11 protein-coding genes and 1 tRNA gene are annotated in these 21,744 nt (G+C 66.6%); all 12 read right to left on the bottom strand.

What is annotated here, in order from left to right; all coding sequences use genetic code 11:
- Nucleotides 1–6: 6 nt before the first annotated feature.
- Nucleotides 7–1,320: a BREX system ATP-binding protein BrxD gene (gene brxD, locus HG543_RS14210; RefSeq protein WP_169345283.1), complete on the bottom strand. Its 1,314-nt coding sequence runs from the start codon at nt 1,318–1,320 to the stop codon at nt 7–9.
- Nucleotides 1,317–4,091: a BREX-2 system phosphatase PglZ gene (pglZ, locus tag HG543_RS14215; protein ID WP_169345284.1), complete on the bottom strand. Its 2,775-nt coding sequence runs from the start codon at nt 4,089–4,091 to the stop codon at nt 1,317–1,319. The genes brxD and pglZ overlap by 4 nt, the downstream gene beginning before the upstream one ends.
- Nucleotides 4,088–7,789, bottom strand: a complete 3,702-nt coding sequence (locus tag HG543_RS14220) for a DUF6079 family protein (RefSeq protein WP_169345285.1) — start codon at nt 7,787–7,789, stop codon at nt 4,088–4,090. Before HG543_RS14220 ends, pglZ begins: the two co-directional genes overlap by 4 nt.
- The gene (pglX, locus tag HG543_RS14225) at nt 7,786–11,586 is read right to left on the bottom strand and encodes a BREX-2 system adenine-specific DNA-methyltransferase PglX (RefSeq protein ID WP_169345290.1); all 3,801 of its coding nucleotides are present in this window, start codon (nt 11,584–11,586) and stop codon (nt 7,786–7,788) included. Before pglX ends, HG543_RS14220 begins: the two co-directional genes overlap by 4 nt.
- Entirely contained in the window at nt 11,586–15,848 is a 4,263-nt protein-coding gene (locus HG543_RS14230; protein WP_169345293.1) for a protein kinase domain-containing protein, read from the bottom strand. The genes pglX and HG543_RS14230 overlap by 1 nt, the downstream gene beginning before the upstream one ends.
- Before the next feature lies 1 nt (nt 15,849).
- On the bottom strand, nt 15,850–16,554 hold the full coding sequence (locus HG543_RS14235; protein WP_169345295.1) for a hypothetical protein: 705 nt from the start codon (nt 16,552–16,554) through the stop codon (nt 15,850–15,852).
- A 1,079-nt stretch (nt 16,555–17,633) separates the two neighbouring features.
- Nucleotides 17,634–17,715 (bottom strand) — tRNA-Leu (locus HG543_RS14240).
- A 106-nt stretch (nt 17,716–17,821) separates the two neighbouring features.
- A complete protein-coding gene (gene secG / locus HG543_RS14245; protein WP_169345296.1) occupies nt 17,822–18,286 on the bottom strand; it encodes a preprotein translocase subunit SecG in 465 nt (154 codons plus the stop codon).
- Between the two features lie 101 nt (nt 18,287–18,387).
- Nucleotides 18,388–19,161, bottom strand: coding sequence for a triose-phosphate isomerase (tpiA, locus tag HG543_RS14250; RefSeq protein WP_169345297.1), 774 nt, complete (start codon nt 19,159–19,161; stop codon nt 18,388–18,390).
- A gap of 47 nt (nt 19,162–19,208) precedes the next feature.
- A complete protein-coding gene (locus tag HG543_RS14255; protein ID WP_169345298.1) occupies nt 19,209–20,396 on the bottom strand; it encodes a phosphoglycerate kinase in 1,188 nt (395 codons plus the stop codon).
- A 39-nt stretch (nt 20,397–20,435) separates the two neighbouring features.
- Nucleotides 20,436–21,446: a type I glyceraldehyde-3-phosphate dehydrogenase gene (gap, locus tag HG543_RS14260; protein WP_169345299.1), complete on the bottom strand. Its 1,011-nt coding sequence runs from the start codon at nt 21,444–21,446 to the stop codon at nt 20,436–20,438.
- A 103-nt stretch (nt 21,447–21,549) separates the two neighbouring features.
- Nucleotides 21,550–21,744 (bottom strand): MYXO-CTERM sorting domain-containing protein (locus tag HG543_RS14265; RefSeq protein WP_246357014.1); only part of this gene is annotated, 195 nt, incomplete at its 5' end.

Raw genomic sequence — 21,744 nt, forward strand, 5'->3', positions numbered from 1 at the left:
GGGGCGTCACAGGTTGATCTCGATGTCATCCGGCTTCTTGCCGGCGGCTGCGGCCTGCTCCTCGAGCGTAAGGTCCTGCGCATCGATGCGGATGTCGAGATCCTTGCTTGGGTCGAACTCGGGGAAAAGGTCGACGCGATCCAGGATGGTCGCGACGAGCTTTCGCAAGAAGATGCGGGGCGCCACGCCAACCTTGCCGCCGAGCTTTCCCGCGACCTCGGTCGCAAGTCCGGAGAGCACCGCGTCGGTGACGCGGGCCTTCATGTGGTCAGGCGCGTCCGTCGGATACAGGTCGCGCACGCGACGGCCCACCTCGACCAGGCGCTCATGGTCGAACGGAAACAGCCGTACTTGGACGTCGCGCGGATTGTCCCAGCGGGCGTCGCCAGAGAAGTCGACATGCAGTCGCTGGGCCAGCGGCGGCAGTCGCTTCACGCCGTTTGGCCCATCGAAGAAGGCAGGCGTCCCGGTGATGAGCACGTACAGCCCTGCGAACCGACCACCGTAGAGGTCATCGATGAGTTTTCGGATCGCCTCGAGGCTCTTGTCTCGGCTGTCGGAGCGAACCCGCTGGATGGTCTCCACCTCGTCGAGGACGAGCATCAGACCAGGCCTTCCACACTGATGAAGGACAGCGAGCAGGCCCCGCAAGAAGCCCATCGCACCCGTGTGGTCTACCTCGCCCTTGATACCCGCCTGCCGCTTGATGTCCGCGCTGACGTTCGGCTGCCCCATCAGCCAGGCGATGAGCCCTTCGGCCAGCGCATGGTCCCCGGCCACTTCGGCTGCGTGGTAGGCACGCAGAACCGCCGCGTACTGCGGCTGCACCGCGCTCACGTCCTTGAGGCGTGCTTCGAGCAGCTCGCCCACGCCCGCGGCCAGCGCCTTCATGTCGTCTGGATTTCGGAGCGTGCGTGAGACCTCCTCCTCAAGGCCCATCAGCCATTGCGAGATGATCGCGCGAAACGCTCCCGTGTCCCATTCGGAGGTTCGCAAACCCTCGGTGGCCCTTCGGTAGACCGTCTCCAGCCGATGCAGCGGAGTGTCGTTCTCCGAGATCTGAACCTCGGCGACGGCGAAGCCGCGTGCGAGCGCCTGCTGCTGATACCAGCGGGCGGTGAAGCTCTTGCCGCAGCCGAAGTCGCCTCGCAGCGCCTTGAACACGGCCCCCCCAGTCGCGCAGCGTTCGAGTTCCTCGCGCAGTGAGACAGCAAAGCGCTCGGTCCCCACTGCAAATAGGTCGAGACCTCGACGCGGTACCGTTCCTCGGCGCAGCGCCTCAATGACGTCCTTGCGGAGCAGCACGCTCGGCGCGCTCATTCGGTCACTCCAAACTGCGAGAGGAGCCTCGCCTTCTGCAACACGACTCTGCGGCCGGCGACGTCGTGTTCCACGATGGCGAAGCCGTCGGCGTTCAGGACACCCATCCGCGCAACGACGCCGCCCACCTGATGGGGACGCACGCCACACAAGCGGGCGAAGTCCGCAGCGGTCATGCTGCCACCCGCGTCCACGAGCACACCAAGCCAGGTGAGCACGCGCTCGACTTCGGGCTTCGACACGCCCGCAACCTGCTGCGCAAAGAGCTTGGACTGTCTGAGCCGACCCACGAGGGCCTGCTCGCTCGGAGCGGGCGGCGCCGAGGCCGCCTTCGCGGGCCCCTCGGGAATGAGCTGCAACTGCTTCGTGGTAGGCGCGGTCTGAGTCGGCTGGATGACAGCGGCTGGGGCCGCTGGTCGCACGATCTTCAGCGCCCACCAGTCAGGTTCAGGAAGCATGCGACATGACAGCTCAACATCCTCGCCAACGACACGGTCCAGCCACTCGGGTCCAATCAAGAACGCAGGAGCAACCGCCTCGGCCAATGACAGCCCGCCGTGCTCTCCGTAGTGGGGCGCGCGGTTTGCGACTGACGTGTCCCAAAGCGCGGCGACCCCTACCGCCCCGAGCGGCTTCCACGACGTCCTCGGCAAGAGTACTTCGTCGGCCCGTGGCTGCTCGCCTTCGGCCAGCGCGCGCCAACGCGCTCCTCCCGTACGCCCCTGAGGAAGGCGGCCAGCCGCGACGCGCATCGCATCACCGGCGACGTGGCCATGATCTGCAACGAGAAGGACGGCGCGCTCAGCACCATCGGCAGCGCTCAAGAGCGCATCGAGCGGAAGGATGGGCGTTCGGCTGTAGTCGACCGCGACCTGTAGGCTGCCTTTGAGCTGCTCGTCGATGGCGTTCACCACGACGGCGACGACCCGGTGATCGCTGGCGATGGCCTGCTTTACTTCGTCGATGAGTTCGTGTCCCGCGTGGATATCGCGCCGGAAGAACACCGTGAGAGGCTCATCACCCACCAGCTCTCGCACGTGCGGATTCGCCGCCCAGCGAGCGTCGTCACGATCGGTGCCTTGGTCCCCGAAGCGGGGATCAGCCACCCCGGCGAACAGCGCGGCCCGACTCACCTCGGTCAGCGTGGGGGTGGCAGCCAACACGGGCGGGATCGGTAGCTGCCCATTCCAGCCAGGCACACGCCACGCGATCGGGCTCCATCTCCGTTGATCGCGCAGTCGCTGGAGCACCTGGACGGCCGCCGCGTAACTCATGCCGTCCATGAGGACCAGGAGCAGCCGTCGGTGCTCGCCGCCCTTGAGGAAATGGGCCACCACGCGTTTCGTGACGTGCTCGATCGGGAGCACCTCGCTCGACGGCTTTCCGGCATCCACCCAGGCCACGTAGGCCTGTGCGAAGCGTTGGTCGTCTGCTCGCGCGACTGCATCCACCGCGTCCAGCAATCGGCGAACGGCCGCCATCAGCTCTTCGCCCGCGCCCCGCATGCCACGTACGCTTTGTCTCGCCCAGTCGAGGAAGCCCCCTTCCTCGGCATAGCGCCGGGCAAGGTCGAGGGCTGCCTGCCACGCGGTGCCGTGCTCGGCGAGCTGAGGCCGCACGCATCGCGCGAGAAGCCACGCGGCAAGCCGCGCCGCCATCCGCCGCGCTTCGACGTGTTCTGAACGACGAATCGCCCCATCCAACCGATGGGCGCTCAGACGCTCGAAGGCCGCGAACACCGCCTCAAGAGCCTCGGGACTCGGCGCATCGACAAACGCCGACAGGGACTCGGCGAGAGCTGCCTCGCGCGCCTTGTGACCGGCCGGCAACCACTCGCTCGCCGTAGCTAGCGCCGAAGCGCCACCGCCGACGGCATGCTGCTCTGCTTCTTCGAGCAGGCGACGATCGTCAGCATTCTCGACGGACAGCACGGCTTCCAGCAGCGCCGACGCTGCTCCCGCGGCGTACGCAGCTCGGACCTCACTTGCGACTCCGGGCGCGATGCTCGCGACTTGGCCGCTTACGAGGCCGCGCAGATACGCATCGGGGTGCTGCTCTACCGCAACCAGCAGCAGCAGAGCCTGAAGTGCCCTGTCGACGAGACCAAGCTCCCACCCGCGAAACCCCAACACTCCTATGGGTCCAAGGCACTCCCCGAACCAATCGAGTGCCTCGCGCCGCACCGCCCTCAGCAGATCGTCCGTCTCGCATGCGAGAGCGAACGCAGGCCCCGCGTCCGAACCGCGCACCCAGCGAAGCCACTCGGAGGGCCCCTCGAGTGAGCGCTCCGGGATGCCGAACCGCGCCTCAAGAAAGCGCTGCCAAAGCCCGCTGCGAGTCAGCCGAAGTCCCGTGATCTTGCGAAGCCCCTCGATGGTGCCGGAGAGGACAAGCCGCGCGAGCGCCATTGAGGAGAGTCCGGGGTCCACCTGTCGTGCACCGAACAGAGCGGCGAGGCGTGCGTCACGAGCGACGTGATAGATGCGACCGCCCGCGAGTCGACAGGAAACGTCGAGCGGAAGCGCGTCCTCGGCCCAGTCGATAAGGTACACGTTCCCCGATGACGTCTTCTCTCCAGGGGCCGGCAACTTCGAGCGCAGCTCGAGCTCGCAGGCCGTTGGGATGATCTCCCACGCGAGGCCATCCAGCTCGAAGCGCCCCGGCTGACCTCGACCGAAGAGCGCAAGGAGACGCGAACGGTGGTCGCGACGAAAGAGCCGCTCGACCTCCAAGCGAACGTCAGCCTCTGAGAGGAGCGGCGACTCCGTCATTCCGGCCTCCGCTTCCAGGCCGTAAGCCTGATGACGATGCGCGACACCCCCTTGCCCTCGGTTTCGAGGCGCCCCGCAAGCTTCCGCAGCGCGTCGGCAGCAGCTTGCGGGTCACCGAGTTCGCTCGACTCTTCGAGGACGATCGCCTCATCCCGCACCGACGGGCTCGGTGGCTTGTGGGTGGGTACGCGAAGCAGCTCGTCCGCACGCCGGGTCAGATCGGCAAGACCGTCCGCGAGCATCTTGTTGACCTCGTCGGCGGTGAGCAGCGCAGCGAGGTCCTCAAGTAGCAACTTCGCGCGCTCGCCACGTTCGGCATCTCCAAGGAGCCCCTTCACCTGCCGAAGGACGATCCAGCGCGCATCTTCCTGGAGCAAGCGCTTCGAGGCGGCGGCGGTCGTGAAGTTTCGCCCCATCGCGGCGAGTGACGTCATCGGCGTGAAGCGCGCGAGGTCGCGCACCATCGATGCTCCGTCACCGCGCCCCAGCAGCTCGAGCAGCGTCGCGCATGCTCGCGCCGTGGCCAGACGTGGAGCATCTCCGGGCTCGGCCCAGTCACGAATCTTCGATTCGAGCGGGGCCGGCAGGTCTCTCGCGTCGCGAACAGCAGCAAGCGCTTCTTTCATCTTGTCCGCGAAAGCCGACAGGTTGCGGGCTCCCAGCGCTCGTCCTCCAATCGCTACGCCGAGCAGGTCTCCGGCTCGGTTCAATGCCTCCGTCCACTCGGCGAGCGTCGGCAGCTCGGGACGTAGAAGCTCGACGTCGTCGGGGAGCTGCCCGGGACGCGGGAGCGCAAAGCTGCGACCGTCTCGACGGAAGGTTCGCCCACTCCACGATGCATACAGCGAGATGATGACGTCTTGCACCTCCGGCGGGAGCCCTCGCGTCCGCTGTGGATCGAGCCAGCCTCGCACGTTGCCGGCCGTCGGCGTGTCGATGCCGGCCTGCTGCCGCTGCTGCTCGATGTCTTGAAACGGCCGCTCCCGGAGCAGCACTGCAACGTCGCCGGTCTCCGTGATGCCGAGCGGATCGGCGTAAGCACGGAGGTCGTTACGTTCGCCGCGCTCCACATTCATTCGGCGGTCACGCTCGTCGAGCAGCTTCTCGACGAGCGCGCCCACCTTCTCCATGCGCGTCGCCGAGACCGGGCCGTCGAAGCGCGGATGATGCGGATACTTCTTCGACAGCATCGTATCGACGACCTGTCGGAAGCCTTCCTTCATGGTGCCCGCGAGGACGGTGCGAATGTCGAGGTCGCCGAGAAGCGGGATGAAGTGCTCGTCAACCGTGCGTGAGTGGTCGAGGAACGGGCTATCATTCACCATCGCAAGCCCGTAGGACTGCGCGAGCGTTCGTTTGACCAGCGCCTCCTTCTGCGCGCGAAGGCTTGCAAGGTCCGCGCGCGTGGTCGATTGCTCCTCGACGCGAAGGTGACCGAGGTACTTGCGAGCGTCCCCGTCGAGGATGTGCTCCAGGACCACCAGCTCGCCGAGCTCGCGCTCGAGCAAGTGGGAGAAGAACGTTGGCAGCCAGACCACTGTCGGGTTCGGCGGCGCATCTGCGGGCCGCGAGTCTCTGAACCGCTCGACGATTCGGAGATCCTCCTCGGGGCCGTGCCCACGTTCATCGAAGGGGTAGTCGACAACGAGCTGCCACTCGAACTCGTGCGGACAGGTCAGCGTGGTCTCGTCCATCTCGCGGACGTTGCCGTAGCGAATGCGTCCCTTCCGGCGCGTACCGTGGAACGGCAGCTCGGCTTCGACCAAATTGCTGTCGCTGTCGAGCTCCAGCGCCTGGAACAGCAGGCGCCGCATCGCGTTCTTTCGGGCTCCTTGTGTGTCGGCCTCTGCGGCCTGCGCGAGGATCGGCTGGAGGTCGACGCCAGCCAGATGAATGCTCACCTCGGGATCTGCCTGCTCGCCCAGGCGAAGCGCACCGACCTGGCTCGCCCAGTCTCGCAGCCGCTGCGCGACCACTTGCATCTCGGCGCCGGGGATCGGCGAGGCAATGGTCCCGTGGTTCAAGTGAGCCAAGCGCTTGACGGTGAGCCCCTTGAACGGCTTGGCCTCAGGAACGAGCGCGGCCATGAGCAGCGTCTTCGCGAGGCGGTTGTCATTGCGGCACATGCGCTGAGCGCAGCCGCTGCAGCCGAGCCGGCGGTCGTGGTCCTCACGCAGGCGCTGACATGCGCTTGGCGCGTCCGTGTCGTGGTGGCGACGAATGATTGGAAGAAAGCTCTCACGATAGAGGTCGCGGGCGCGGTCGAAGCGCGCCTTCATCACCGGATCGTCGATGGGGTCTTCGCTCTCCGCGAGGGCGTCGAACGCGTCGCCGACGGGAACTACCCGGCCGGTCTCAAGGTCCGGCAGATGGTTGACCAGAAGCTCCATCAAGATGCGGATCGCAGTGCGTTCGCGCTGCAAGCAGTCCGATAAGGCGACGAGCGCTTCGACGAGCGCCGGGGAGAACGGGTAGACCTTCTTGAAGTCGGCCTCATCACCCTCGCTGCCGATCAGCACGCTCTGCGCCTGCCCTGCGGCGCGCCACGTCTTCGCGAAGTCGTCGGCGAGGCGCTGCGCCGCCGACTCATCTTTGGGACGAACCACGCGATGAGCGACGATCGCCGGGAGGTTGCTGTCGGCGAGGGTGACCGTCTCGAAGCGCCCGTCGTGATGGGACAGATTGCGCGACAACTCCGTGCGCACCGCGCCCTGCGCCTGCTCCCCTAGGAACTGCGACAGGTCTCGCTGCCGCGCGATGAAGCTCACGATCGGGATGGCGCGATCGGCATCCTGCGCCTCCTTCAGCTTCACCATCTTCTGGACCTCGCGCCCGACGAACGGGAGATCGCTCGAGTTGCCGGCAAGCCACAGCACCAGCTCGTCGAGATAGAGCACGATGGCGTCGAAGCCGAGCGACTTGGCATGCCGACTCATCACGCCGAGTCCGGTGTCCAGGTCAACAAAACGGCCCTGCTGCGCGGTCCACGACGTGAAGAACGTCCGAACGAGGTCGCTGAACAGCTTGGCACGAGGGCTCTGCGCGTCTCGATCGCTCTCGCCGACGTAGGAGGCGGAGGCTGCGGCGTCGAACGATGCAGCATCCCACTTGCGCGTTTCGGCGAGCTTACCCCAGCCGGTCGCAGCTTGCTGGACACCGCCGTTCAGCTTGCCGAAGAAGGTGTCGTCCCCGAGCGTGGTGCGCAGGCGCCGTGCATCGTCGAAGAGCCCCTGGTCCGCATACACTGCGGGAACGGGCGCGTTAAGATGGTGCTTGGCAGCCCAGGCAACGTAGGAGCCGAGGATCTTCGACTCCATATCCTGCGCGCCGAGCATGTGAATCGGGAGCTGAAGCAGCTTCTTCTTGCCGATCCACGGGTTCTTGCCACGCAGCTCGTGCAGCTCGGGACGACGCCAGGGCGCCGAATGGTCCGCAAGCATCAGGTCGAGCAGCGCCATGAAGTGGCTCTTGCCCGCGCCGAACGACCCGTGCAGGTACGCCGCCTGGCTGCGCCCATCGCGCAGCGCGCTGCCGATGATCGACAGCGCGTGCCCGAAGGTCTGCAGGATCTTCGGCGTGATCGCGTAGTCCTTCACCGTGCGTTCGGGCTGAGCGATGCCACCCGTGAGGTCCTGGACGAAGTCGCCTTTCCGAACGGACTCCGGCAGGTCTAGAAGGTCGTGGATGCGTGTCGTCATGCTTCGTCTCCAGTGGCCACGTACCGAGCCGGTCGCCCGCTCAGCTTCTCGACCAGACCGTCGGCTTCGAGCTTCTTGAGCGCCTTCTTGATAAGGGCTTTCGTGACGCCCACTTCGCTCGCGAGGTCCGCTTCGGTCGGGCCCTCTGGCAACTCGGCCTCCTCCTCTTCGCCTTCATCGTCATCGCTCTCGGGCTTCCAGTTTTTCAGCGCTGCGAGCACGTCACTCGGGTCGACCGTCGTGCGCTTCGGAGCGGCGGGCGGCGTCCACGCGCGCAGGTCGCCCACCGCGACGCCGAGCGTGTGCGCCTCACCGGCTACGAAGTCACGGAAAAACTCGCCGAGCTTCATCCCGCCAAATGCAGCCGACGGCTCGTTGTGCCATTGGAGGAGCCAGGGGACGCGCTCATCGATGCCCGCGAGCAAAGGAACGAGCCGGTCCTTGGTCCAACCATCTTCGGACTTGCGGCGCTGGTAGAGGCCCGAGAGCGCTTGCGCCACTTGCAGGTGGTCCCAGCCTGCCCAGCCCACAAGGGGTGTCGTGTCCTCGTCGGTGTTGCCACCTGGGAGGGTGACAAACCGCTCCTTGGGTACGTCGAGCTTGCCGCGCAGTCCCCAGTAGTGCCGGAGGAAATCTTTGGGCCCGTACTTGTCGGGAAGCGGGATAGCCTTGAGACCAAGCCGATTCAGCTCGGGCGTGAGCCTGCCTGCGTCTTCGAGGCGCTGGAGCCGCCAGGTCTCCTCCCAGCTCGCGCGCTTCTCCATACCGGTCTCGGCGTAACGGTAGCCTGCAAGAAAGGGTACGCCTTCGCCGTCGACGAGGTCCGAGATGAGCCGCACGAGTTCGAGGCCGCTCTCCTCGGTGAGCAGCTCGTGCGCGGCTTGCACGGCCGGATCGTGACCCAGCTCAAGGGCGAGCTGGCGTGCGGTGCGCAACTCTGGGGTACTCTGATCACGGAAAGCGGCCTCGATGCGCTCAAGCAGCCACATCTGAACGGCATCCGTGAACGCCTTGGCGTCGTCGGCAAGCGACCACCTACGCTTGGTCTCCGGCGTCTCGAGCAGGCGAAGCTGCTTTCCGTGCTCTGGATCATCGAGGAGCCGCAAACGCTGGCGATAGAGCTCGGCGAGCGGGCCCCCGACGTCCGAGGGCGCATCGCGCTTGTGCACTCGAAACCACTCGGAAGCCGAGATGTCGCTCTTCACATCGCGCGCGAGGTGTACTTCGAAGGGGCGGTGGCTCGGCTCGACGGGGACGCGAACGGCACCGACGGACGGCGCCACGAGCGTCGGCAGGCCGAAGAGGCCGTACACGCGCCAGTCCATCTCCTCTTGCAGCGAGACGAGGATGCCGCGCAGCCGGGCGCGCTCGGCCAAGCAGCGCGTACGGGCTTCACGAAGCGCTTTGAGTGTGGGCGTCGTCGATAGGGCGGCAGCCACAACCGTCTCGGGCGCGATTTCCGCCATCTGCCGCACGGTCTCTTCGGCTGCGACCACGAGATTGAGAAGCTTTTCGCGCAGCTCGGCCAGACTCGGAACGGGGAGCTGCTGGAGGAGATTGCCGGCATATTCGAGACGATCTTGCCATGGCGTCTTCGAAAGCCTCGCGCCCTCTCCGACTTGGTCGCCGCCTTTCGGGAACATGACGAGGCGGCACCAGAACGCGACGGTGGAGGAGTTCAGGTAGCCAAGGAGGGACTGATGGTCCTCGCCGCTTCGCCCGGACTTGAGTGCCAACACAGGGGCGGAGCGATTGAACACCCGATCGCCCCGACTGATGACGAACTGGTTGTGCGTGGATACGAACGCAAAGCCCACTACGGGACTCGCCCGGTATCTCGCCGCAAAGAACATTGAATGCGAGTACCAGTTCAGCCCACGCGCTTCGATGGTCTTGCCGAAGTCTCGCCTAACGCGAAGCCTCTGCCTCTGAGGCCAAAACCACCTCGATTCTGAAGCGCTAAGCGAAGACTCGTTTCCATTGAAATCATAGGGAAAGAGAGTGTCGTCATTCGCAATGACGTGCCAGTCTTCGATGTCTTGGCCACGAACGAATTGCACTAGGCGAACTCCGAAGGCGCGAAATCGTCGGGCCGTGCTTGCGGGTAGTGCAAAGAAGGGGTCGTCACCCGTGTGCGTGGTACGACCGATGAAGTCCAACATCGAGCCGAGTCGCTGCGGTGCGGAGTTCGAGAGCATCGCCAAAAGGCCGCGCGCGCCGCCCCCTGCCAGGACCCACGGATGGGTTCTGCGCTCTAGTTCGGTGAATCGGGCGACGGAAACGAATCGCCCCTCGAAGCCAGGCTCGTTGTGATGGGAGACGATTTCGTTCCACACGGGAGCTGCAGCCGGGTCCGACGGTTCCGTAGTTTCGCCTCGCTTCCCCAGAACCGCATGAAACCCTTCATGCCCGGAAGGGCGGTTCCGCCCGAATAGCAGTAACGTCGAGGTTCCGTGACCGGGCAGATAACAGCCTGATGTGTCGATGACCTTCTGAATGTCAAGGCGACGCAGAACCTGCTGTATCAGCGCGGCTCCAAAATCGCGCTTTGTCCAGGCGTTGCTGTTGATCAAACCGACAAAGCCACCGGGCTCTGCCAACTCGAAGAATCGCTCCGTAAAAGGAGCGGCCAGTGCGAACTTGCCGCTGGCCGAGGTGTACATCTCCCGATACCGGGCCTTCTTTTGGGAATCGGGCTCAACGATGTACGGCGGGTTGCCAACGACCGCGTGGTAACGCTTAGTGAGCACGCGCTCGACGTCGCCGCGATTCTCGAGGCGGAAGAGCCGGTCCCCCCAACGCAGGTCATCGTCCATCGAGATCTGCCCTACGCTGAGCGCGCGCTGGTCGAAGCGATGTAAGAGGCTGTCAGCGACGACGACGTTCGGTCGAATGTCCGGCGCGCGTTCGAGATGCTTGATGCCGACCGCATCAAGCGCCGCGAGCACGAGCCGGAAGCGCGCGATGGCGACCGCGTAGGGGTTAATATCGACCCCATAGACTTGGCCGAGCGCCCGTCGCACGAGGTCCGCGATAGCCTCTGTCGGCGCATGGGTCTGCCATCGCCCGAGCAGCCGCCGGAACGCGCCGAGCAGAAAGTGCCCCGAGCCGCAGGTCGGATCGATCAGGTTCACCTCGGCGAGGCCGAATTCAGAGATCGCCAGGTCGAGAGTCTGATCGAGGATGAACTCCTCGACGAACTCAGGCGTCTGGAGGAGCGCGTAGCGCTTGCGTACCGCCTCGGAGAGGTCCTGGTATAGGTCGCCGAGGAAACGCGTGCCCTCGCCCGTGAACACAAGCGCGGGGGCGCCGTTCGCGTCGGGCTTGCGGAAGAAGTCGAGCAGCGCCTTGGCACCTTCGCTTGAGGGCGCGAGTACCCAAACTGGATTGTGGCGCGTGTCGAAGACGTCGCGCGCACCGGGAAGCTTCGCCAGCTCGCGGAAGACCGCGACCAGGTACTCGCGCGGCCCCAAGAATGGCGCAACCTGGAGAAAGAGCGCCTCGCGGTCTTCGGCCGCGCGCAGTGCATCGGCTGTCGCGCCCGCCACGCGCGGGTCGACGTAGCCGCGATCTTCGAGCGTGCGCACAAAGACCACGGACAGAATCCACGCGACTGCGAGCTGGGTCACACGTTCGCGGCGCCACGGCTCGAACCCGAGCCCGGTCTGACCGGCGTTCTGCTCTTCCGTCCACGCGGCCCGAAGCCCCGCCTCGACGCGCTCGGTCTTGGCGCGTGCAAGCAGGTCCTTCTCGAGCGCCTTGAGCGCGGGCTGTAACAGCTTGGGCAGATTCATCATCAGGGCGTCTCCGCGGCTTTGTGGGCGTTTGCCAGCCACGCATCGGGCATGACGAGCCGCTGGCTCGGTAGCGGCGCGGGTACTGGCAGCCGACCGTTGATGGAGGGGGCGGTGCCGTCGGCGTGAGCGGGCACCACGAGAAGAATGGCGGGCGCGTCACCGCGCTCGGCCCCTTCAACGATGCGCGTGAGCGCAGAAGCCAAGCCATATCGCGCGAGCGCACCTGGCCATGCCAGCACCAAGGTCTGCTCGCGCCAGTGGAGCAGCTCGTCGACGACGCGGTCAGTCGCTTGGCGCACCAGTTCGACGAGGAGTGACCAATCGGGTCCGCCAGGACCGGCGCGGTCGGCAGCCTCGACGTTGGACCAGTCAACGCCGAGTTCCTCGGCCTGACGACGAATGGCGCTCGTCAGGACATAATCGAGCGACACCGCCTGCGTCTTGAGCTCCATCGCGAGCGCGTCGAGTGCACGGCTCGCGATGTCTGCGCGCACCTGGACGACGCGGAATCGGCCCGCCGCCACGCCGCGATCGAGCTGGTCTTGGAAGGCGGCGGCGCGCTGCGCGTCGGGGCTGCGTCGTTGTGGCAATCCCGGCGCAGTGGGCTTGCGCGAGGGAAAAGCGACCGTCATCGACGTGTTCGCGTGCTGCCCAGGCCGCGCGTACTCGCCCGTACCGATGTCCGGCATGAAGACGAGGCCGTGCGGCGCGAGCAGCGCGTCGAGCGCCGGGCGCTCGGGGAGAGGAGCCGCCTCGGGATAGCGAGCCGCGATGCGCCGCCGGACGGCCTCCGGAGAGAGCCCTGCGCCCGATAGCGCGGCGAGGCTCAGAGACAGCGCGCGCGCCGCGTCCATGCCGCGCGGGTAGAGCTCGAGCCGCGCCGACGCCGCCGCGCGATCGCTGGCGCGGGCGGCGAGGGTGAGCCGCTGGTCGGCCGGCAACGTCGCCAAGGGAGTTCCAGCGGCGACCTCCGCGAGCGAGGCACGAACGACCTCGGACGAGGGAAGTGGCTCGGTCACGGCAAGGCTGTCGGCGGTCTCCGCGAGGGCGGCGAGCGCGTCGAGTACCTCGGAGTCACGCGCCACCCAAGGCGTGCTGCCAATGCGCCGCCAGGTGGCAGGAGGTTTGGGGCGAAGTTCCAGCGCCACACGCACGAGCGCTGAAGCGGTGCGCACATCGTCATCGCTGGGCGTCCCCTCGATGCGGGCCTTGGCCAGCGCGCGGGCCAGGTCCATGAAGGGCGTCGCGGGCGACGCAGCGTCTAGCGCCGATGACAGGGCTTGCGTGAGCGCGGACGCGGCAGCGTTGTCCGCCCAGCGCTTGTTGCGCAGGAATTGAAGGCTCGAGTGGATCTGCGCGGGCTCGATGCCGAACGCCCCAGCAACCTCGGACACCGTGCGCGCAGCCGGGAGCCCGAAATCCGGACGTTCATCGGGCAGCGGATCGAGCCCGACCAGAACACGGAGCCGACGATTCGCCTCGTTCGCGCTGGCGCGTCCAATGAGCTCGCGAGCCCAATCGCCGAGAGAGCCCGGCGTTGGCTCCGCAGCAGCGATGGCTGCGAGCCGCTCACGAAGCGCGTCGGCGCGGACACGCCCAAGAAGCTTTGCGATGCGAGCGGCGGGAGCAAGCGCGGCATCTATGGTGGTCTTGAGCCCCGCAGCCATCAAGCGGTCGACCGTGCTCGCCTCGATACCGGCATCTGGCTCCTCCAGCAACAGACGCGGGTGCGAAAAGCCCGGCATGAACACAGGGCGGTTCTCGACCTCAAACCGAGCGCGAAGCTGATCGGCGAGTGCCACGATTTCGCGCGCGACATGAGTGCCGACGCCGCGAACGACCGAGAGCTGGTTGCGCGGCAAGAGCAGCAGCTCAGCGACCGTAGACACGCCGGCTCGGTCGAGCGCATTGCGTGCGCGTGCAGACAGCGGCAAGGCATCGACCGGCGTCTCGGAACGGACTTGCTCAATGGCGATGGCGGACACGCCGTCGTCCGTCTCTGCCTCGACCGACAGCGCATGCGCCCACGCCTGTCGCATGGCCTCGGCGCTGGCGAACCGGGTCTTCTTCTCGCGCGCGAAGGCTCTGCGGAAGAACGAGGTCAACCGGTCGCGGACCGCCGCATCGAAACGCTCGGCCTCGACGACCACCTCGGCGGTCGCGTCGCCCTGCGGGAGCGCGGGCCGCGCGCCGGTGAGCGCGTGATAGAGCACGGCGGCGGCGGCGTAGCGATCCGCGTCGGCGTCCCACGCGCCGCGCAGATACAACCAGGGGTCGCGCCACTCCGCGGTGCCAGCGCTGATGGCGGTCATGTCAGCAGACGAGAGCGAGAAGTCGAGGAGGAGCAGGTGGCTCTGCTTCTTCGACTGGCTCGTGAAGCCGACGTTGGTGGGCTTGATGTCGCGGTGCGTGACGCCGGCCTCTTCGAGGTACTGGACCGCAGAGAGCAGGTCGTCGCCGTACCGACGCGCGAGCTCGAGCGGCAACGTCCCCTGCTCGCGCAGCACGTCACCCAAGCTCCGCTCACCCGCGAACTCGAGGAGCAGGCACGGCAACCCGCCGAGCGTGAGTACGTCGCGCAGCGCAACGATGTGCTCGTGCCGCAGCTCCCGCAGCGTCTTCGCTTCGGCGAGCAGCCGCTCACCGCAGCCCACATCGTGGGGAACCTTCAGCGCGAAGTCGCGCCCCTCACGACGCACGTGGAGCACTAGCGCCGTCCCGCCGGAGCCCAGGCGACGCTCAACGCGAAGGCCACCTTGAAGGGTGTCACCCTTCTGGGCTTCGCGTGGATCGGCGCCCGCGTTGATGTCGACCGCCGGACGCGTGAGCGCTTCGAGAACGAAGGCGTTGAACCAATCGGAGATGTCGTCGGCGCGGGCGTGGAGGTTCGGCTGCGTCGCGAAAGAGATCGCCTCGTCGAGGATCGCGAGATCGGCGCGAACCGCCGAGGGGCGAAGACCTCCTTCGCCATCTTTCGTTCCCTTGATGCGCTGCTCTCGCTCGGCAAGCGTTGCTGCGGGGTGCTGGTCAGTGAGGACTAGCCATGCGAGGCAACCGACCGAGAAGACATCACTCTCGTACGTCGCCTTCTCGGGGTCCGCGAGAACCTCGGGCGCTTGGTAAAGGCGATCCACAGCCTGCAACAGTTCGTGGAAGTGGCGGGTCCCAACGCTGCTGTGCCCGATCCACGCCGCGGTTTGAAAGCGATGGAGGCGCACATGAATGCGCCCGTCCGCCCCACGCCGGACCAACACCGACGCGGGCGAGAGATTGCGGTGCAGAACACCAGAACGGTGGCAGTGGGCGACCGCCTCAACGATCTGCTGGAGAAGCCCGAGCCGCTCGTCGAAGGTCAGATTGGGCTCCTGGCGCACGAAGGCGTGCAGCGGGAGCGAGTCTTCGAAGGCCTCGAAGAGCACCGCCGGGCCAAGCGGCGCGTCGTCGACGAAGGAGCGGTAGGCGAGGATACCGGGGTGCTGCCCGATCTGCGCGAGCGTCTTTGCTTCGCGTCGCGCTGCGCGGTGAAGTTGCGCTCGTCTCTCAGTGGAAGTCGCGGCCGGCACCAGGTAACTGCGGACGCGCGCTTGATCGCGCTCAACGGCGGCGTTCTTCGCGAGGTGCTCCTGGTAGCCTTCGCCGTCGTCGACGAGTGCGCCAAGCTGGTAGCCCCCCACCACACGCGCGGTCTTGCTCGGGCGCAGGCCGATTCGATGAGCCGCTTGGAGCAGTTGCTTCATCATCGGCCGGTTGACGATGCGCTGAGCGTCGCGGCCATCGAACCCGTTGACGAGCCTGGCGCCGACGTCTTTCGGGAGCAGCAGCCACGGCGGCCGGCCGCTGTCGAGGCGCACTTCGGTGACGTTGGAGAGAAAGACCGCCGCATGCACGTACGGGCGCTCTTTGCCGAGCTGCCGTTCGAGAAGGTCGGCGAGCACCCTGGCCTTCAGGTTGGCGCCGGGATACGGGCACTCGATCGTGCGTCGCCTTCCTCCGTCGGTGAAGGTCCAGTCCACGATGTCACCCGTCAACGCGCCGGGGTGACTCTTGATCTCGACGAGGAACAGGCCATGACGAGACAAGAAGAGCAGATCGATTTCGTACAGTCGGCCCGACGCAGGGTCGTAGAGCTCGTGAAGCTCCCACGCCTGATGCGGATCGGTGTCCGATAGGGACTCGTGCTTGTAGACGAGGTCGAGCGCCTGCCGCTCCCACGGATAGGGAGTCGCGCGACCACGATGAATTCGTCCCTCAGGGAAAGCCACGCTACTTGCCCCCCACGCTGCGCGCGAACTCGGCGGCTGAGGGCTCGGCGTCGTCCGAGACAAGGGCCGCGTCAATGTGCGCGAAGCCAAGAGCGCGCAATGCGCTCGCCGCATCTGCGATCGGGCGAACGATGACCGTGCGACCTCGCGCACCAAGCAGGACGGCAGCAAGGCCAGCAAGCTGTCGGAAGGCGGCGTTGTCCGCGACAGCAACTACCTGATCGGTCCACGACAGCGCCCGGTCCTCGGCGAACGCCTTGGCGACGGCGACGAGCGCAGCACCGCCCGCGATAACAAGCTTGGTGGCCGACGTGAGCGGCGGAACCGAAACAGACGCACTTTTCACGCCGAGCGCGGAAGCAACGTGGTCGAGGGTCGGCGGACCATTCGCTTCGGCAAGCAGCCGTTTCGCCGTGTGGTCGTCGATGCCGCCCCAGTCGGGGCCGAAAGGCTCATCGTCGGCAAGGCCGAAGAAGCCGAAGCACGCCGAGGGAGAGAACGCGGCGCCCCACGTTCCCGCTGCGTCGCGGAGCAGAATGTCAAGACGGTCACCGGGACCAAGTGCTCCGGCGAACTGCGTCCATCGGGCGTCCGCATCGGCACCGAAACGACGAGCCGTGCGCTCCCGAGCGTCGAGGGCGCGGAGGCCAACCACCGCGGCGCTGTAGAAGGCCGTGCGTTCCTGCGAGGTTAGTGGAGTCGTCACTTCGCCCCCTCCTCACCATGGCCCTCGGCTCGGAGAGGCTTCCCGTCACTCTGACGAGCGAACATCGGCGTCGAGCGTGTGGAGGTACGGGCGTGGATGGCGGTCATTTCTTCTTCCTCTAGCGCTGCGGCGCGCTGGCTTAGCCCGCGCACGCGTCTCATTTGATCCGTCTGCGCGTACCCAGTTGTCTACCTTCGGGAGCTCAAACTTCCAAAGCTTGCCGCGCCAATGAACCGGGAGGCCCTTCGAGTCGCTCCATCGGGACACGAAGTCCCTGGCGACACCGATGCGAAGCCGCGATGACGTCGACGGATACCCAGGGCACGGCAGGTTGAGTCTGCGTCGCGGCTCGCATCCCCAGACATACCAAGATCCACATGTCCATCCAAGGAACTGCGTGAGTCGGTCAGAGTCGGTGAAATGCGATTGCTGCCCACCTTTCCCGTTGCGCCCTCCAGTTCCCGAAGTGAGCAATGGCACGCTGGGCACACTCGCTTATGGCCGCGGTGCCGCCAACCGCCTCAACCCGCTCCCCCGGACCTTGAACATCCGGCACGAGCAGCAGCCAATTCAGCAACTGCGTCGCCTGTGCCCGAGTCAGTTCTAACCGCCAAGCCACAGTGGCCCGGCCTGTGACCAAGCCCTGGCTCTAAGGTCCCAGGAGGGGTGCACCCTGGCGAGCAGCCGTCCCCAGTAACACTGCGACGCGGTGCTCACGGAGGAGCGCCGTCAACTGCCTCTCTGCCCTTTTCACGCTTTAAACAGGAATTGTCCGTGCTTGCGGAGGCCATCCTCCGCAACGCAGAGGGGGCAGCCATCGGCCCAGCGTGTAGCACAGCTGCACCACACGCCAGCCACCTCGTCAGGCGTAGGGTGTCCCTTGAGGCCGTTCAGGAACCATGGGGCACGCCACCGTCGAGATGACGATGCGCAACGACCAACCTGAACCCGAGCGTGAAGAAGAGCGCAATGAAGGCCATGAGCATGCGCCCGAGGGGCACATGGGGCACCTAGCCGAAGGCACAGCCCAGAAACGAAAAAAGCCCCCGAGTCTTTCGACTCGGAGGCTCAAATCGGAGTGCCCAGGGCGGGATTCGAACCCGCACACCTTTCGGCGCCACCCCCTCAAGATGGTGTGTCTACCAGTTCCACCACCTGGGCTTCTTTGCTGCGCTGCAACCGCGAACCGCGCGGACCATCTACCGGACCTACCCGGCTCACGCAACGACAATTTCAACGAACGCGTGAGCCGGCTTGTTCCTGACGCCTACTGCGCCGGAGCCGGAGCAGGCGGAGCCGACTGCGGCGCCGCGGCACCCTGCCCCTGGGTGTTGTTCTCGTTCGTCGCCGGGTTGCCACCGCCCTCGGAAGGAGGCGGAGGAACCGGCGTCTCACCGCGCGGCTGCTCCACGCTGCCCGGAGCCGGAGCCCCCGCCGCGCCCGGCGTCGCCGGAGCCGCCTGCGCCGGAGGCGCGGCGACCGAGCCGCCCGCCGCCACCGAGGAGCGCAGCCCCACGAAGGACAGGCCGAGCGACGTGAGGAAGAAGAGCGTCGCGAAGACGCCCGTGAGCTTGCTCAGGAACGTCACCGCGCCGCGACCACCAAAGGCGCTCGTGGCCGCGCCGCCGCCGAGGGCGGAGCCCATGCCCGCGTCCTTACCGGGCTGCAGCAGGATGACGAAGATCATGAACACGCAGATGACGACGTGCACGATCGTGACGAAGGTCAGCATGGGCTTTCTTCCAGACGTTCCGTGAGAAGGAGGCGCACCCTACACAAACTGGTGAACGGGAGACAACTTCTTCCGCCCACCGATTCCAGGTTGCCCCAGGTTCAGGTGGCCGCCTTGACAATGGCCGCGAAGTCGCCCGCCTTCAGGCTGGCCCCTCCGACGAGCGCCCCGTCCACGTCCGGCTGCCCCAACAATTCCGCGGCGTTGTCCGGCTTCACGCTGCCGCCGTACTGGATGCGCACCCGCCCGGCCGTCTCCCCGTCGTACAGCCGGCCAAGCAGCCCACGGATCGCCGCGTGGACCTCCTGCGCCTGCGCCGACGTCGCCGTCCGCCCCGTCCCAATCGCCCACACCGGCTCGTACGCCAGCACGAAGCCCGCCACGTCCTTCGCCTCGAAGCCGGTCAGCGCCCCGCGCACCTGGCGCTCCACCACCTCCAGCGTCCGGTTCGCCTCGCGCTCGGCCAGCGTCTCGCCCACGCAGATGATGGGCGTCATCCCCGCGGCCTTCACCGCCCGGGCCCGCTTGTTCACCGTCTCGTCCGTCTCGCCGAAGAACTGGCGGCGCTCCGAGTGCCCCACGATGACGTAGGCACACCCCAGCTCCACCAGCATCGGCGCGGACACCTCGCCCGTGAAGGCGCCCGACGACTCCCAGTGACAGTTCTGCGCCGCCAGCGCCAGCGGCGCACCCTCCAGCGCGATGTGGAGCGGCTGCAGCGCCACGAATGGAGGCGCCAGCACCACCTCCACCGTGTCGCCCAGCGAGGCCACCATGCCCCGCAGCTCACGAACCAGTGCCAGTGCCTCCGGCACCGTCTTGTTCATCTTCCAGTTGCCGGCGACGATCTTCCGACGACGAGCAGCGGCGGCCATGTCTCCCCCCAGGGGTGTACGTTCGGGTTGTCCTGCGGGCGCGCAGCCTACTTCGTTTCCAGCGCCTTGATACCGGGCAATTCACGTCCCTCCAGGAACTCCAGGGACGCACCACCACCGGTGGACACATGGCTCATCTTGTCGGCGAAGCCCATCTGCTCCACGGCCGCCGCGCTGTCGCCGCCACCGATGACGGTGGTGCCCTGGGTGTTGATGGACATGGCCGCGGCCACCGAGCGGGTGCCCTCGGCGAACTTCGGCACCTCGAACAGGCCCATGGGCCCGTTCCACACCACCGTCCGCGCGTCACGGATGTGCTGCGCGTAGATGGCGCGCGTCTTGGGGCCAATATCCAGGCCCATCATGTCCACGGGGACGGCGTTGTCCGGCGTCTCCTTGGCCGGGCTGTTCTCCGTGGGCTCCGTCCCGACGATGTGGTCCACCGGCAGCACCAGCGGCGTCTTCAGCCGCTGCGCCGCCTCCAGCATGCGCGTGGCCAGCGACAGCTTGTCGCCCTCCACGCGGGACTTGCCCACCTCCACGCCCTGCGCCTTGAGGAACGTGTAGGCCATGGCGCCGCCGATGAGCAGCGCGTCCACCTTGGGCAGCAGGCTCTCGATGACCTTGATCTTGTCGCTCACCTTCGAGCCACCCAGGATGGCCACGAAGGGCTTCTCCGGGTTCTTGAGCACCTTGCCCAGGTACTCGATTTCCTTGCGCATCAGGAAGCCGGCGGCCTTCTCCTTCACGAAGGGCACCATGCCGGCGGTGGAGGCGTGGGCGCGGTGCGCGGTGCCGAAGGCGTCGTTGATGTAGACGTCGGCGACGCTGGCCAGCTCGCGGGCGAAGGCCTCGTCGTTGGCCTCCTCCTCCTTATGGAAGCGCAGGTTCTCCAGGACGATGACCTGCCCGTCCTTGAGCTCCTTCACCTGCTTCTTCACGCCGTCACCCACGCAGTCATCCGTGAGGATGACCTCGTGCTTGCCGCCGAGCAGCTCGGCCAGCCGCGCGGCGACCGGCTCGAGCGACAGCTTGGGGTCCGGCCCCTTGGGGCGCCCGAGGTGGGAGGCCAGGATGACCTTCCCGCCCATCTCCAGCGCGCGCCGGATGGTGGGCAGCGCCTCGCGGATGCGGGTGTCGTCCGTCACGCGCCGCCCCTCCAGCGGGACGTTGAAGTCCACGCGGATGAAGACGCGCTTCCCGGTCAGCTGCAGGTCGTCGATGTAGCGGATCATCTCGGTCCTTCCCTCTGAGGTACCCTTCGGCGGCCTGGACTAGATGCCCTTGGAGACGAGGAACTTCGCCGTGTCCACCATGCGGTTGGAGAAGCCCCACTCGTTGTCGTACCAGGCCATGACCTTCAGCATGTTGTCGCCCATCACGAAGCAGTTCGTGGAGTCGAAGATGGCCGAGTGCGTGTTGCCGTTGTAGTCGATGGACACCGTCGGCTCGTCGCTGAACTGGAGGATGCCCTTGAGCGGGCCCTCGGCGGCCTTGCGGTAGGCGTCGATGACGGCCTCGGCGGTGACGGGCTTGGCGGTGTTCACCGTCAGGTCCACGAGGGACACGTTCGGGGTGGGCACGCGGACGGCGAGGCCGTGCATCTTGCCCTTGAGCTGCGGAATCACCTCACCGATGGCCTTCGCGGCGCCGGTGCTGGTGGGAATCATGGAGAGCGCGGCGGCGCGGGCGCGGCGCATGTCCTCGTGGGTGAGGTCCAGGATGCGCTGGTCGTTGGTGTAGCTGTGGACCGTGGTCATCAGGCCCTTCTCGATGCCGAAGTTGTCCACCAGCACCTTGGCGATGGGCGCCAGGCAGTTGGTGGTGCACGAGGCGTTCGAGATGATGTGGTGCTTGGCCGGGTCGTACTCGTTGTGGTTGATGCCGTAGGCGATGGTGAGGTCCGGGCCCTTGGCCGGGGCGGAGATGAGGACCTTCTTCGCGCCCGCCTTCAGGTGCTTCTCCGCGCCGTCGCGCGCCGTGAAGCGGCCGGTGCACTCGAGCACCACGTCCACGTTCATGTTCTTCCACGGGAGGACGGTCGGGTCCTTCTCCGCGGTGACGGCAATCTCCTTGCCGTCCACCACGATGCCCTTCTCGGAGGCCTTCACCGTGCCCGGCCAGGTGCGGTGCACGGAGTCGTACTTGAACAGGTGCGCCAGCGCCGCGGGCTTGTCGAGGTCGTTGATGGCGACGATCTCGAGGTCCTCCTTGCGGCTGAGGGCAGCGCGCAGGATGCAGCGTCCGATGCGACCGAAGCCATTGATGGCGATGCGGGTAGCCATGTTCAGGTGTCTCCTTGTGGGCGTGAGCGCGAGTGCCCACGCATGTCGTCACGTCACACGTCGAATTCGAGGGCGCCGACCGTAGGCATCCGGACCTTCCACGTCAACGCTTCGTATCGCTCTTGCGACGGTGCGCACGCCGAAGCTGAACAATCACCCCGAGCAACAGCCAGATACCGGAGGCCGTTCCCCCTCCTGCCCCACAGCCGCAGCCCGAGTCGCCCAGTGGGTAATAGAACTGCGGCAGCTCCTCCAGCACCACGGGCTCCGGCGGAGGAGGCGGCGGGGGAGGCTGGGG

It is taken from the genome of Pyxidicoccus fallax (assembly GCF_012933655.1).
Taxonomy (GTDB): Bacteria; Myxococcota; Myxococcia; order Myxococcales; family Myxococcaceae; genus Myxococcus; species Myxococcus fallax.